This is a genomic window from Comamonas testosteroni (genome assembly GCF_030505195.1).
Classification (GTDB): Bacteria; Pseudomonadota; Gammaproteobacteria; order Burkholderiales; family Burkholderiaceae_C; genus Comamonas; species Comamonas testosteroni_G.
The window spans coordinates 4,138,140-4,152,217 of sequence record NZ_CP129672.1 but is presented as its reverse complement, the minus strand read 5'-3'; the positions used below and the strand labels follow the sequence as shown (position 1 = coordinate 4,152,217).

At 60.2% G+C, this 14,078-nt stretch carries 10 protein-coding genes; all 10 read right to left on the bottom strand.

The features are described 5' to 3' along the window. Window positions 1-161: 161 nt before the first annotated feature. Complete coding sequence (locus tag QYQ99_RS19255; RefSeq protein ID WP_302089569.1) at window positions 162-1,307, bottom strand: BMP family ABC transporter substrate-binding protein; 1,146 nt, start codon at window positions 1,305-1,307, stop codon at window positions 162-164. Window positions 1,308-1,359: 52 nt separating this feature from the next. After that, complete coding sequence (locus tag QYQ99_RS19250; protein WP_003073332.1) at window positions 1,360-2,280, bottom strand: ABC transporter permease; 921 nt, start codon at window positions 2,278-2,280, stop codon at window positions 1,360-1,362. 3 nt (window positions 2,281-2,283) lie between these two features. Then, entirely contained in the window at window positions 2,284-3,378 is a 1,095-nt protein-coding gene (locus QYQ99_RS19245) for an ABC transporter permease (protein WP_302089568.1), read from the bottom strand. Next, on the bottom strand, window positions 3,371-4,930 hold the full coding sequence (locus QYQ99_RS19240; protein ID WP_302089567.1) for an ABC transporter ATP-binding protein: 1,560 nt from the start codon (window positions 4,928-4,930) through the stop codon (window positions 3,371-3,373). Before QYQ99_RS19240 ends, QYQ99_RS19245 begins: the two co-directional genes overlap by 8 nt. Window positions 4,931-5,006: 76 nt before the next feature. After that, complete coding sequence (locus QYQ99_RS19235) at window positions 5,007-5,939, bottom strand: LysR family transcriptional regulator (protein ID WP_302089566.1); 933 nt, start codon at window positions 5,937-5,939, stop codon at window positions 5,007-5,009. 156 nt (window positions 5,940-6,095) lie between these two features. Then, a complete protein-coding gene (locus tag QYQ99_RS19230; RefSeq protein WP_302089565.1) occupies window positions 6,096-8,171 on the bottom strand; it encodes a sensor domain-containing diguanylate cyclase in 2,076 nt (691 codons plus the stop codon). A gap of 248 nt (window positions 8,172-8,419) precedes the next feature. Beyond that, a complete protein-coding gene (locus QYQ99_RS19225; RefSeq protein ID WP_302089564.1) occupies window positions 8,420-9,058 on the bottom strand; it encodes a Crp/Fnr family transcriptional regulator in 639 nt (212 codons plus the stop codon). Between the two features lie 400 nt (window positions 9,059-9,458). Then, entirely contained in the window at window positions 9,459-11,999 is a 2,541-nt protein-coding gene (locus QYQ99_RS19220; RefSeq protein WP_302089563.1) for a TonB-dependent siderophore receptor, read from the bottom strand. 143 nt (window positions 12,000-12,142) lie between these two features. Next, window positions 12,143-13,096, bottom strand: coding sequence for a FecR domain-containing protein (locus tag QYQ99_RS19215; protein WP_302089562.1), 954 nt, complete (start codon window positions 13,094-13,096; stop codon window positions 12,143-12,145). Window position 13,097: 1 nt separating this feature from the next. After that, on the bottom strand, window positions 13,098-13,577 hold the full coding sequence (locus QYQ99_RS19210; RefSeq protein WP_302093222.1) for a sigma-70 family RNA polymerase sigma factor: 480 nt from the start codon (window positions 13,575-13,577) through the stop codon (window positions 13,098-13,100). Between the last annotated feature and the right edge of the window lie 501 nt (window positions 13,578-14,078).

Here is a 14,078-nt window from a genome sequence, read left to right as displayed (position 1 = left end):
AACCGATAGGAGCGCAATCCCATGGATACCGGTTACACCTTGGGCAATATATGCATAAACTGCGCCAAATTGCAGAGAGGTATCCTGAAAACGACAGCGCAAAAAGAAAGGCCCCTCGGGGCCTTTGATCGGACGCTGGTCAGGCGCCCCGCAAACAGTGCTTATTTGGCACCGGGCACCTTGCCCTCGATACCGTTCACATAGAAGTTGATGCTGCGCAGCCAGGCGTCATCCGCCACCTTGCCCGCTTCCAGCAATTCCTTGCCGGTGTTGTCCTTGATGGGACCTGTCCAGACGGCAAAGGAGCCGTCCTTCAGGCCGGCGCGAGCCTTCTCAACCTTGTCCTTGATTTCCTGGGGTACGTCATCAGCGATCTTCTTCAGATCGATGGCGCCTTCCTTCACACCCCACCAGAAGTTGCCGGTCTGCCACTTGCCGGCCAGCGTGTCCTCCACCACCTTGCTGTAGTAAGGGGTCCAGTCGATCACGGCCGAGCCCAGATGCGCCTTGGGCGCAAAGCCGCTCATGTCGCCATCCTTGCCGAAGGCACGAGCGCCGCGCTCTTCAGCCGTCTTCAGCACGGCGGGAGAGTTGGTGTTCTGGTACATCACATCCACGCCGCCGTTGATCAGGCTGTTGGCGGCTTCGGATTCCTTGGGAGGAGCAAACCACTCGTTCACCCAGACCACCTTGGCCTTGATGGAGGGGTCGATGCTCTGAGCGCCCAGCACAAAGCTGTTGATGTTGCGCACCACTTCGGGGATTGGCACCGAAGCCACCACGCCCACGGTCTTGGTCTTGGTCATGGCACCCGCCACGATGCCGGCCAGATAAGCACCTTCAAAGGTCTTGGTGTCGTACACGGCTGCGTTGTCGGCCGTCTTGTAGCCGGTGGCGTGCTCGAACTTCACATCCTTGACGTCAGCGGCGACCTTTTGCACAAAGTCCTGATAGCCGAAGCTGGTGGCGAAGACCAGCTTGTTGCCCTGACCGATCATGTCGCGCATCACGCGCTCGGCGTCTGCAGACTCTGGCACGCTCTCGACCATGGAAGTCTCGATCTTGTCGCCGAACTTCTCCTGGATGGCCTTGCGGCCCAGCTCGTGCTGGTAGGTCCAGCCGCCGTCGCCGATGGGGCTCACATACATGAAGCCGATCTTGAGCTTGTCGGCAGCAGGAGCTGCCGCAGGCGCGGCGGCAGGAGCTACAGGTGCTTCTTCCTTCTTGCCGCAAGCAGTCAGCACAGCCATGGAAACAGCCGACAGGCCGATCATCTTGATCAGAGCGCGTTTGCCCAGAGTTGTCATTGAAGTTGTCCTCTCATTATTTTTGAAAAACGGATTGCACCACATTTGGGCATCACGCTCCAGGGTAGAAGGGTTTTCCCAGGGAAGCCGGCATATTGGCTCGAATCCAGGTCGGATTCCGCGAGATCAGCACCAGCACCACGATGGTGGCCAGGTACGGCAGCATGGACAGAATCTGGCTGGGCACCTGAACCCCGGTGGCCTGCAGATGGAACTGCAACATGGTCACGCCGCCAAACAGATAGGCGCCCAGCAGAACACGGGCCGGCCGCCAGGTCGCGAAAGTCGTCAGCGCCAGAGCGATCCAGCCTCGACCCGAAACCATGTTCTCCACCCACAGCGGCGTGTAGACCACCGAGATGAAGGCCCCCGCCAGACCGCACATGGCACCGCCAAACATCACGGCCATCAGACGGATGCGGCGCACGGGGTAGCCCAGGGCATGGGCTGACGAAGGCGACTCGCCGACCGAGCGCAGCACCAGGCCCGCACGCGTGCGGTACAGAAACCAGACCATCAAGGCGGCCAGCACGATGGCGCCGTAAACCAGCGGGTGCAGCGTGAACAAGGCCGGGCCCACGAGCGGCAGATCTGCCAGGCCCGGGATGGAATACTTGGGCAGCTCTGGCAGCTTGGCCTGCACATAGCCCAGGCCCACGAAAGCCGAGAAGCCCGCGCCGAACAGCGAAAGCGCAAGACCGGTTGCGTACTGGTTGGTGTTGAACCAGATCACCAGTCCCCCGAAGATGGCGGCGAGCAAGGCCCCTGCCAGCATGCCCGCGCCAAAGCCCATCCAGGTATTGCCGGTGTGCACGGTAGCGGCAAAACCCGCAATGGCGGCGCAGAGCATCATGCCCTCGGCACCGAGATTGACGATGCCCGATTTTTCATTGATCAGCAGGCCCAGGGCCGCCAGCGCCAGAACGGTGCCAGCGCTGAGGGTGGAGCCCAGCAGCAGTGCATAGGATTCCATGGATCAGGCTCCCTTCACTGCAGAAATGGCGCTGCCGGCTTTTTTCGCCACCCAGCGGATGCGATAGGCCACCAGCGTGTCGCAGGCCAGCAGCGCGAACAACAACAGACCCTGGAAGACGCCGGTCAGCGCCTTGGGCAGGCCCAGACGCGACTGCGCCAGCTCGCCACCGATATAAAACATGCTCATGAGAATGGCTGAGAAAATCATGCCCACAGGATGCAGGCGCCCCACAAAGGCCACGATGATGGCCGCAAAGCCGTAGCCGGCGGGCACATAGGGCGTGAGCTGACCCAGAGGGCCAGCGACTTCCAGCGCTCCCGCCAGACCGGCTGTGGCGCCGGAGATCAGCAGCGCCGTCCACAGCGCCTTGCGCGAGGAAAAGCCGGCATAGCGTGCCGCCGACGGCGCCAGGCCACCGACTTGCAAGGCGAAACCCGCACGCGTGCGAAACAGAAATGCCCACAGCAGACCGGCTCCCACCAACGAGATGATGACGCCGATATTCATGCGCATGCCCTGCACCAGCCGAGGAATCTGGGTAACACGCTCAAAGCTCTTGGTCTGCGGGAAGTTGTATCCCATGGGGTCCTTCCAGGGACCATAGACCAGATAGCCCAGCACCAGCGTGCCCACATAGACCAGCATCAGGCTGACCAGAATTTCGTTGGCGTTGAAGCGGTCGCGCAGCAAGGCCACGATGCCCGCCCAGAGCATGCCGCCCAGCATGCCGGCGATCAGGATGGCCGGCACGATCCAGGGCCCTGTGGTCTTGTCTGCCAGCAAGGCCATGCCTCCTGCAGCCACCGCCCCGATGACGAACTGGCCTTCGGCACCGATATTCCAGACATTGGAGCGAAAGCACACGGCCAGCCCCAGCGCAATCAGCAGCAACGGCGTGGCCTTGACAGCCAGCTCGCCCAGGGCGTAGCCCGATCTGATGGGTTCCCAGAAAAAGGCCTGCAAGCCCTTGACCGGATCCTTGCCCAGCAGGGCGAACAGGCAGACCCCTACCAGCACGGTGATCAGCAACGCCAGAATTGGCGAGCCATAGGTCCAGAACTTGGACGCCTGGGGACGTTGTTCCAGCTTAAGCATGGGCACCTCCCTGCGCCGCCGCCGCATCCCACAGGCCGCTCATCCATTCACCAATCTGCTGCACAGTGGCAGCTACTCTATCAACCGAGGGGCTCAGGCGGCCCTTGGCCACCACATGCAGGCGGTCACAAATCTCAAACAACTCGTCCAACTCCTCACTGACCACCAGCACGGCGCAACCCTGGTCGCGCAGCTTGAGAATCTCACCCCGAATCTGCGCCGCAGCCCCCACATCCACCCCCCAGGTGGGCTGAGAGATGATGAGCAGACGCGGCTTGGCATCAATTTCGCGGCCCACGATGAACTTCTGCAGATTGCCGCCCGACAGCGACTGCGCAGCCGAGTTCGGGCCGCCGGCTTTGACGTTGAAGCGGCCGATGATGTCCCGCGCCTGCGCCTGCAGTGCCGCCATGCGAATCCAGCCGCCCTTGCCGAGCGCGGTCTTGCGCGTCAGCAACAGGTTGTGGGCCAGGCCCATGCTGGGCACGGCCCCGCGCCCCAGGCGCTCTTCAGGCACGAAATGCAGGCCCATGCCACGGCGCCGGCTCGGCCCCATGCGTCCCACGCCCTTGCCCAGCAACTGCACGGCCTCTGCTTCGGCGCGTGTGTCCTCGCCGGACAGCGCATACATCAGCTCTTTCTGACCGTTGCCGGAGACGCCTGCAATACCGACGACTTCGCCCGCACGCACCTGCAGCGCAATGCTCTGCAGATCGACACCAAAAGGATCCTGGCTTCTGAGCGACAGCCCCTGCACACGCAGCACGGTATCGCCGGTATTCGCCGTGCGGTGCTCCAGCTGCGGCGGCTCCGAGCCGATCATCATGCGCGACAGCGAAGCATTGGTCTCGTTGGCCGGGTTGCACTCCCCCGTCACCACGCCGCCGCGCAGCACCGTACAGGCCGTGCACAGCGAGCGGATTTCATGCAGCTTGTGGCTGATATAGAGGATGGAGCAGCCTTCTGCGGCCAGGCGGCGCAGCACCACAAACAGCATCTCCACCGCCTGGGGCGTGAGCACCGAGGTGGGTTCGTCCAGAATCAGCACCCGGGGATTGGTCAGCAGGGCACGGATGATTTCCACACGCTGCATTTCGCCGACGGAAAGCGTGTGCACGGGGCGATGCGGGTCCACCTCCAGCCCGTAATCGCGAGCCGTGGCCTGAATGTTCTCGATCACCTTGGCCAGTGCAATGCTCTTGTCCAGGCCCAGCCAGACGTTCTCGGCCACGGTCAGCGTGTCGAACAGGCTGAAATGCTGGAACACCATGGCAATGCCCAGTGCCCGGGCTTCCTGCGGATTGCGGATCTGCACCGGCTTGCCGTCGACCAGGATGGCTCCCTCGTCAGGCTTGACCGCACCGTAGATGATCTTCATCAGCGTGGACTTGCCAGCGCCGTTTTCGCCCAAAATGGCGTGGATCTCGCCGGGCTTAACTTTCAGCGATACCTTGCTGTTTGCAACTACAGCCGGGTACCGCTTGGTAATACCCTCCAGCTGCAAACGCGCAGGCGCACTCGCAGATGGGGAATGTGTCGGGGGGGGATTCATCGCTGGATTGTCTCTCAATTCAAATAACAAATTGACTCAAACAGGCTCTATGCGCTGAACAGGAATACGATACAAGCTATTGATTTCGCAGCGTTAGTGCAACATTGCGAACCACCTCTCGCAGCCAGCGTGTGGCGGCTCCGGCATGCGAACGCGCATGCCAGAGCTGGTAATAGACCAGCGGAGGGAATTCCACAGGGCAAGGCAGTATGGCCAGGGACAGACGTTCGCTGAAACGCTCACAGAACAATCTGCCCGAGGTCATGACAAGCAAGCTTGATGCCACCATGTCGGGAATCAGACTGAAATGCGCGCAGCGTGCCACCACCTGGCGGCTCAAGCCCATGCCTGCCAACTGCTCGTCTATCACGCCCAGGGAACCGGGATAGGCCGGGGTTGGTGCAATGTGCTCAGCCTGCAGCCATTGCTGCACGTCCCAGCCCCTGCGCACTGCCGGATGCTTGGGACTGACCAGACAGACCACCTCGTCCTCGAACAGCTTGGCCATGTGCAGGCCTTCCGGTGGTTGCGGCCAGTTGCCGATGACGACGTCGATCTCGCCGTCGGCCAGTTGTCCCTCGTAATGCGCCTCGGCGCTCAGCGGCAGGAAGTCCACCGGACAATGCGGGGCCTGGGCCTTCATGGCCGACATCAGCCGCGGCAGAAACTGGGGATCCAGATAGTCGCTGGCCGCAATGCGGAAAGTACGAGTCGAGGTGCGCGGGTCAAACTGCCGCGCATCGCTGAACAGCCCCTCGGCCGCACGCAGAATGTCCGCCGAGGGTTGCACCATGCGCAGCCCCACATCGGTAGGCTGCATCTGTGCCCCAGAACGCACCAGCAAAGGGTCGCCAGCGAGCTCGCGCAGACGCCGCAGCGCAGCAGACACTGCTGGCTGGTGCATGCCCAGCCGCAGCGCCGCCTTGGAGACGCTACGCTCCGTCAGCACCGTGTGCAGCACCCTGATCAGGTGCAAATCTATCTTGTCGAACAAGGTCTGGTCACGCATAGGTCATGGCCATCCGGGCGCTGTGGCACGGCCAGCCTCATCCATTTTTGTATACAAAGCAGCCGCAGAGCGTAACTCAGTCAGCCCCTTTGAGCAGCCAAGGGATTGCCCTCTAGGCTGTCATATCTGCCTTGAATTCAGCATGCGCAATCCGACTCAGACCGCTGCAGTCATCACTTCCACACGGTTGCGCCCTTTGCGCTTGGCGGCGTAGCAGGCCATATCGGCCCCCTTGAAGGCGCTGGCCGCCGTGTGGTAGCTGGCATCCAGCAGCAACATGCCGATGCTGGCACTCAACATATAGCGCTGCCCCTGGTAGGAACCCTCCCAGTCCTGGATGGCCATGCACAGCAGTTGTGCATGACGCATTCCCTCCTCACGGCTGATTCCGGCCATGAGAATGGCAAATTCATCGCCTCCAACCCTGGCCACCCAGCCATGGGGCCGCACCGTGGACTCGATCAGTCGCGCAATATGGGCGAGCACCTCGTCACCCACTTCACGCCCGCCCTGGCGATTGACCTGAGAGAAGTGGTCCAGGTCTACATACAGCACGATGCCATGCGCCTTGGGCTCGCTCTGCGAACGGGCGACCACGTTCGCGCCTCCCAAGCTCTCCAGATAGTCGGGAGTCGTGTATTCGCGCAGCCATTCCTTGAGCCGCAGAGCAAAGGCCGTTCGGTTGGGCAGGCGGGTCAAGGGATCGTGCATGGCTTTCCAGCTCGATTGCTCGCGCAACTGCCGCTGCGTGGTCACATCCTCAAGTTCCCAGACCAGGTATTGACCATCCTGCGCCTTGCCCGACTGCTCCCAGGCCCTGTGCATGCGCTGCATGCTCTGACCGTGAATGCGCACCCATATCGGCCTTGCATCCTTGCGCACCAAGCAGACTTCGCTATCAAATTGTCCATAAGTATCCAGCGCCCGCCGAACCCGCCCCATCAGATCCTCATAGTCGGCATCGCTGGCACACAGATCACGCACAGCCAGGCCCTGCATCTCCTGAGGCTGATAGCCAAGTACTCTGGCGGCCTGCATGCCCACACGCTGCACCTTTGAGCCATGCGTCACGATCAAACCTACGGGGGCATAGTCCATCAACGTCTGCAACTGCATCTGCAAATCACGCTCAAGCTCGCCATGCGCCTCATATCCACCGCCCAGGGCCTGCAATGCAGTGCGCAGGGTCTGGGCCTCTCCCCAGTCATGATCGGACAGGCCATGCCACCAGTTGCCCCTGCGGCTGGCCAAGTCCACTTCCAGCATCAGCCCGCGTCGAGAAGCCTGCTCTGCCGAGCGGAACAAGGCCGTCAGCGGATAGGCGATCAGGCAAAGCACCGCTGCAAGCAGTCCAGCCAGCGCCAGCAGGGCCGTGGCCAGCCAGCCCATCATCTTGACCGAGACCCCCGGCACCCATTCCTGAACGTTGCTGACTTTCAGCAAAGTCCATTGCGCCCAAGGCAGCGGCATGGCGCTCCAGAGCTGGTTATTTCTCTGCTCACTGAGCGCACCGGTCTGAGCCGTCTTGAGCCAGGCTTGATCCAGCCCGCGAGGCAGCGCAGCATCGGCCAAGGCAGGGGGCAATTGCCACTGCCCTTTGCTGCTGAGAGCCAGCGGACGCAGGTCACGGTCGATCAGCAGCAGCTGGCTACCCGCTTCGGCAGAGGCAACTTCCAGCGAAAACAGCACCGACAAAGGCGTCCGGTAGCTGCCGCCAAGAACGCCCTCCAGCTTGCCTTGCAGATCACGCACCGGCACGACATTCTGAAACTCCAGCTGCAGGCCCGCATCACCGGAACGCACCCAGGCTTGAGTGATCGGCTTGCCCTCTGCCAATGACCGCTTGAGCACTTCACGCAGCGGCTCTTCAAGCTGTTCTGCGGCCAGCGCCTGCTCCTGATGCAAATTGACCAGCAACTGCCCTTTTCCATCAGCCAGTTGAAGTTGCTCATACTGCTGTGCCATGGAGGTGGGCTGCTTGAGCATGGCCTCCAGTGACTCCTGGGAATCATGCATATGGCCCGCCAGCACAGAGGACAGACTATGCAGGGGTTTTTGCTGCTGCTCGACTCTGAAGGCCAGCGAACGAACCGCGTATTCCAACGCTTTGGTCTGCGCCGGCAGCGCTCCGTCCATGACCGCCCGGCGCAGGGAATAAGCCACCCAGCCCGCAGCGCCAGCACCAGCCAGCAGCACGGCAATCATGGCAACAAGCACCATGCTGCGCAGCATGGGGCCCGGGCCTCTGCGTATCCGCCCAGACTGTGGCGCGGCAGCAACCTCCTCTGGCTGCGACGGTGCAACCCATGGCGGCTCTGCTTGCAGGGAGAAGACAGCTTCTGACATGGGCCTCAATATAGAGAGCCGATGTCTGCAACCCAACGAGAGGAAACCCCGGAGATTGTCGACAAATGCTACGCCGTAAGCTCCTGCTCAGAGCACAAGCCAAGCGCTGCATGGCCTGCAACCCGGCCCGGTATTTACCCCAGCGCCAGCACCTCCAGTGCGCCGGGCTTGGGTAATTCAATGACATTGCCTCGCCCGGCAATCAGCCCATGCTCTCGCAACTGCCTGAGCACGCGCGAGAATGTTTCAGGAGCAATACCCAGTTGCGCTGCAATCAGGCGTTTGCGTGCCTTGAGGATGACATGCAGGGCATTGCCATTTCCCCCCGGGATCGCATGGTTCAGCAGCCACTGGGCGCATCGAGCTTCGGCGTCCTGAGCCAGGCGACTGACCGCCAGCTCAGCCTGCGAGCAATAGGCCTTGGCCACATCTTTGAGCAAGTGCTGCACGGCAGGTGCAAGCTCCGCCACAGAGCTTAGAAAGCGCCCCAGCGGAATGATGTAGATGCGCCCAGCCGTCTGTGCCTGCATATCGAGGCACGAAGGACGCTCTTGCAGCGCAAAAGCAGCATCCAGCCAGGTCGGCCCTTCCACCTGCCCCAGCTGATGGCGCATGGCCGACTCCTGGCCGACCCCGAGCATCACGCTGCCGCTTTCCAGATACAGCACCGAATCGAGGGGTTGGCGACGTTGCCTGAGCCAAGAGCCTGGGGCAAAGCTCTCAGGCTGCCCAAACGTGGAAGCGATTTGCGACATGGAGGGCATGGTGAACATATGTGCCACTGTGCCGGGCTTTGCCCCGGCTCATATTGAGCCAAGTCAACAAGCCGGGCCGACCAGGAAAAAGGGCCGCTGTCGACACTGCGGCCCTTTGGAACTGGCAAGTCGATATTCCAGATCGACGACGTCGTAAACACCATTCAGCCCCCCGGAAACAGACACGTCCAGGCGCCTCATATCGCTGCATCTTTTTGCCCCTCGACCATGGGTTGCCGATAGCTGTCATTCCTTACCGGACGCGGGAAGTCCGCTCAAGGCAGCAGACTCTCAGGGAACGCTGTCATGAATACGGCAAGCAGCAGACGCAGTGCCTCGACGTCAAAACAGCTCAAGCAGATCAGGCGCTGCTGCCGCAAATCATCGCCATTCGTCGATCGACGTGTATGACGCGCATCTACCAAGTGTGTGCATAGCTGACGCGCAACACCGTGCCCGCTGCTGGGAGGCGGCTGGTGTTGTTGTTATTGCGAAGCAGCTGGCTGTATAGCGGGAAGTAGTTGCGGTTGAGCAGGTTTTCCACACCGAGCGATACGCGGTTCTTGGAATCGATTTTCCATTGGCTGATCAAGTCCACGGTGGTGTAGCCTCTGGTGTCGTGGCGCCCAAAGCTGGTCTTGCCATCCAGTCGGTAATCCTTGGAGGCATACGCGCTTGCCTGGATGCGGTGGCTCCAGCTGGCACTGGGACGGTATTCCACATATGCAGTCAGTTTGAGGGGAGCAATACGATAGCCCGTCATGTCCTGATAAAGGCTTGAGCCCTGCGGGAGTTCACGCCCTCTCATCCAGGTAAAGCTCCCACCACTGCTCCAGCGGTCATCGTCGCTGAAGTAGTCGAGGCCACCTTCGATCCCCCGGATTTTTTCTTTGGTTCGCAGCAGCGTGAGTCCGTTGTTGAAGCTCTGCACGGCACCGAGATCGGAGCGCGATTGAAAGGCTCCCAGGTTGGCAATGACATTGGAAAACTTCCCGCGCCAACCGACCTCTACGGTATCTGTTTTGACAGCCTGCAGGTTGGAGTTTCCAATATTGAAGCCCGCTGTGGCATTGCGCACCACGACCCCGATATCCGGTAGCTCAAAGCCCTGGCTGTAGGACGCATAGAACTCGTGTCCCTTGGTAGGCGCAAAAACCGTGCCCAGGTTGTAAGTCCATGAGCCATATTTAACGGTACCACCAGCCACGGACTGGGGACTGGGCAATTTCGATTGCGACAAAGGGGTGAAATCGTTGAAGCTGGCCTGAGCTCGGTCGTAGCGCGCTCCGCCTTCCACAGACCACTGATCGTTGAATTTGTGTTGCAACTGGGCAAAGGCACCAATGCTTCGGGTCGTGACCTGAGGCATATAGATCAAGCGGCCAATCTTGTTGAACACCAGACCTCCACTGGCGTCATAGGCCTTGGGATCAAAGATATCAATCGGCATGTCGGTGCGCTCGTGATTGAAGTCCGCCCCCCAGATCAGCAAGGTGTTCTTCTCTTGTCCGAGAGGTGTTTTGATGGTCAGGCGACCACCGAACACATCGGAGTTCTGCATGGACTGATCGACGTTGGCCCCTCGCACAGGAACGGCGCGTGCATCGAACGGCGCAAAGCGCGTATAAAAATCCCGGTAATAGAGTTGAGCCGCCACGGCGCTGCCTGCGAGATTGCGGTTCTCGTAGTCAAGACCCAGCATGGTGTTCTTGATCTGGTTTTGATCTGCAAGTACCAAGCCCTTGATAGGCCTGGCTGCAGCCGAACCTGCCGGCAAGCGAGCCACTGACGCATCCGATGCATAGTCGGAGTCCTGGCTGGCGTTGTAGTGGCTCGCGGAGAATTGAAGCCGTTGATTGGCGTCCAGCTTGAAGCCGATCTTGGCGGACGCGTTGTAGATAGCGGAGTCGAACAAGTCTCCCTGGCTGGGCTCGGGTGCAATGCGAGCGCCCTTGGCGTCGAACGAGCCTCCGACATGCTTGGCGCCAAGGCTGACGGAATAGTCGACCACATCGCCGCCGCCAGAAAGATAGTGCTGGACTTCGGCTCCAAGCCCGGCGCCTCTGAGTGTGGACAGCGGTGCAGATCCCGTCACGATGGTCTCTGCTTTGGTCTCGCCCGAGGGGCGTTTGGTGCGCACAGAGATGATGCCGCCTGCTGCGCCGCTGCCATAGATGGCGCTGCTGCCGCGAAGCACCTCGATCTGCTCGATGTCCGCAGGGTTGATGTTGGCGAGGTTTCTGGAGGAGTCGCGATTGGTGTTCAGTGGAATCCCGTCCACAAGAATAAGCATGTTCCGGCCACGCAGAGTCTGCCCATAGTCGGTGATTGTGTGACTGGAATCTGCCATTCCAGGGACGACTTTGCTGAGCATGGTTGCCAGACTGTCGGAGCCTTGCCGAAGCTGCTGAACTTCTTCACCTTCGAGAATACTGACCTGCCGAGACGGCGCAACGAGATTATTCTGGGTACGTGCCGTCACCGTAACGGCTGCAAGCTCGGCCGAGCCTTGTCCGCTGGCAGGCAAGGAAGCACTGCTCTCTTGCTCGATGGACGCCTTGGTGGTCCCCGGGACTTCCAGTGCATAGTTGCCTTCACTTAGGCGACGTGCACTCAATCCCGAGCTTTCCAGCAAATGTGCAAAACCGCCATCGACGGTGTGGAAACCAGACAGGCCGGGGGTACGCTTGTCGTTGAGCTTGCTCAGATCCATGCTGAGATTGATGCCCGCCTGAGCTGCAAAGTTCATCAGTGCGGGACCGAGCGGGCCAGCGGATACCTGATAGGACTTCTGCGCAGGACTGGTAGACGGATCTGCCGCATAGGCCTCTGGCATGTGCAAGCCGATAGCGGCTGTGCCGACGATGGCAACAAAAATTCCTCTGACTGCCGCTGCGACGGGGCGCAGTCGCGTTGCTTTGGCGTTCCTGTTGAGTTTCCGGACGTACTTTTCGGGCATCTGCTCAATCCTCCTGGCTGTCAATAAACGGGTCTTGATGCACTTGACAGGCGAGATTGAAAAACAGGACAGCGATTGAACAGAGTCATCGCTGCGGCCTGAATTTCGGAGGGCAGCATGCGAGAACCTGATCGTGAGAAACGTCAGGAACGCGTGACGGTTATCCAGTAAGGGGTGCGTTGCTGCCTGCGGATCGGCATGGTCCGAGCCAGCAGCTCGAGAATACGATCTGTATCGTGCAAATGGAATGTGCCGGAGACGAGCAGCTCAGCAGCACCTGGATCGCAGCGCAGAACTCCTTCGCGATAGCGCTGCAGCTCCTCCAGAAAGTCAGCCAAGCGCATGTTCTCGGCATACAACACACCCTGAGTCCAGGCATCGGCGCGGGATGGCAGCGAGGTGAAGGCCCCCGCCTTGTGAGCATCAAAGCTCACTTGCTCGCCAGCCTGCACGACAAGAGATTGCCTGGAATGCGCAGGCATTACCTGCACCGCGCCTTGCAGCACCGACAGCGTCGTGCTCCGTGCATGCTTTCGAACGATGAATTTCGTGCCCAGCGCCTGCAGCCGCCCATCGGCAGTCTGGATAACAAAGGGCAAAGTCTTGTATTCGCTCAGGTGTGCGGTTTCCACCAGAATCTCACCGGCAAGATGCTGGATCAGACGTTCTTTGCCATCGAACTGAACGCTTATTGCGGAAGCCGTATTCAACAGCACCTGACTGTTGTCAGCCAATGTCAGTTCGCGTCTTTCGCCTGTTGCTGTTCGGAAGTCCGCACTCCAGATGTGCCATGGCAGATAGCGGTATGAGAACCAGCCAAGCATTGGCGTTGCCAGAGCAAGCGCCGATGCACGCAGAATCTGCCGGCGATTTGCTGCAGCACGTGGACGATCCAGAACGGCCATGCCCACTGCCGAGGGAACACTATCCATTCGGAATTTCAGTTGCTCTATGCGTTGCCAGATTTCCTCGTGAGTTGCACTGAGACTGCGCCATCGAACCAGCGCGTCTTGCTCTGCTTCGCTGAAGTCCGACGCATGCCGGCGAGCCAGCCATTGAGCGGCCTCATCGATAATGCTTGCATCGATTGCATCCATTTCAGGCATCCAGCATCACGCGCAGGCATTGCCGAAAACCTTGCGCCATATAACGGGTGACCGTACGCACGCTTACTTGCATTTGCGTGGCAATCTCCTCGTAAGCGAGCCCTTCGAGCTGTGAAAGCAGGAATGCAGTGCGAACTTTCGCTGGAAGCTCTCCCAGCAATGCGTCCAGCTCCTCCAGGGTCTGCAGCAAGATGGCTCGAGCCTCTGCGGAGAGCGCGGTGGCTTCAGGCAATAGCTGCAAGGAGGCAAGATATGCCTGTTCGAGCGAGCGGCGTTCCAGGTGATTGATCATCAATCGCCTGGCAACCGTTGTCAGATAAGCCCTGGGCTCTCTGATGTCTTCAATTGCTTGCGTTCTGGCAGTTGTCCATATGCGCGCGAATGTGTCCTGCGCAATGTCTGCCGCGTCATAGCGGTCGCCGAGCTTGCGCTGTAGCCAGGAGATCAGCCAGCGGTTGTGCAGTGTGTACATGCTGCCAAGTGCTTCACTGGCGATGCTGTTGGCGTGGGTAGGCACCGAAGTCTCTCGTGCATTGGAAATGCAACGATTCTACATAAATGATACCCATTCTCAATTGTTGAGAAGCCCCACCGCCCAGCGGGCACAGCCCTCTTCCCCAAGCCAGAGCTTGCGTGCGCCACCTTTGATGGAAAAGACGTGAAGGCTGGGGTCAGGGACTGCAGTTGTCGTCACAGTTCCTTGCAGACGGGTTGTCTTGCCTTGAGGGCCAGACGCATCAATGCTTCAGGCTGATTTCAAAGGGAAGTGGCGTCAGCGGCTCTTAGAAGGTCGGCTCTTTTTGTCTGCTAAGGATGGTGTTGCGACTGCCGCAGTCCGGCCAGCAGCAGTCGACCAGCGCGTAGCCGCAAGCGGCCGGTCAAGCTGTGGATTCAACAGCTCAATGCAACACAATGGCCGCCACTGCCAGCTTTGACGTGCTTGATAAGTTCTACGCAGCGTCATCACACTCCA

Excerpts from the sequence above, each read along its gene's own strand:
- QYQ99_RS19240 (WP_302089567.1), bottom strand. The coding sequence starts at position 4,930 with ATGAATCCCCCCCCGACACATTCCCCATCTGCGAGTGCGCCTGCGCGT.
- QYQ99_RS19215 (WP_302089562.1), bottom strand. The coding sequence starts at position 13,096 with ATGGATGCAATCGATGCAAGCATTATCGATGAGGCCGCTCAATGGCTG.
- QYQ99_RS19210 (WP_302093222.1), bottom strand. The coding sequence starts at position 13,577 with ATGTACACACTGCACAACCGCTGGCTGATCTCCTGGCTACAGCGCAAG.
- QYQ99_RS19220 (WP_302089563.1), bottom strand. The coding sequence starts at position 11,999 with ATGCCCGAAAAGTACGTCCGGAAACTCAACAGGAACGCCAAAGCAACG.
- QYQ99_RS19245 (WP_302089568.1), bottom strand. The coding sequence starts at position 3,378 with ATGCTTAAGCTGGAACAACGTCCCCAGGCGTCCAAGTTCTGGACCTAT.
- QYQ99_RS19255 (WP_302089569.1), bottom strand. The coding sequence starts at position 1,307 with ATGACAACTCTGGGCAAACGCGCTCTGATCAAGATGATCGGCCTGTCG.
- QYQ99_RS19235 (WP_302089566.1), bottom strand. The coding sequence starts at position 5,939 with ATGCGTGACCAGACCTTGTTCGACAAGATAGATTTGCACCTGATCAGG.
- QYQ99_RS19225 (WP_302089564.1), bottom strand. The coding sequence starts at position 9,058 with ATGTTCACCATGCCCTCCATGTCGCAAATCGCTTCCACGTTTGGGCAG.
- QYQ99_RS19250 (WP_003073332.1), bottom strand. The coding sequence starts at position 2,280 with ATGGAATCCTATGCACTGCTGCTGGGCTCCACCCTCAGCGCTGGCACC.
- QYQ99_RS19230 (WP_302089565.1), bottom strand. The coding sequence starts at position 8,171 with ATGCTGCGCAGCATGGTGCTTGTTGCCATGATTGCCGTGCTGCTGGCT.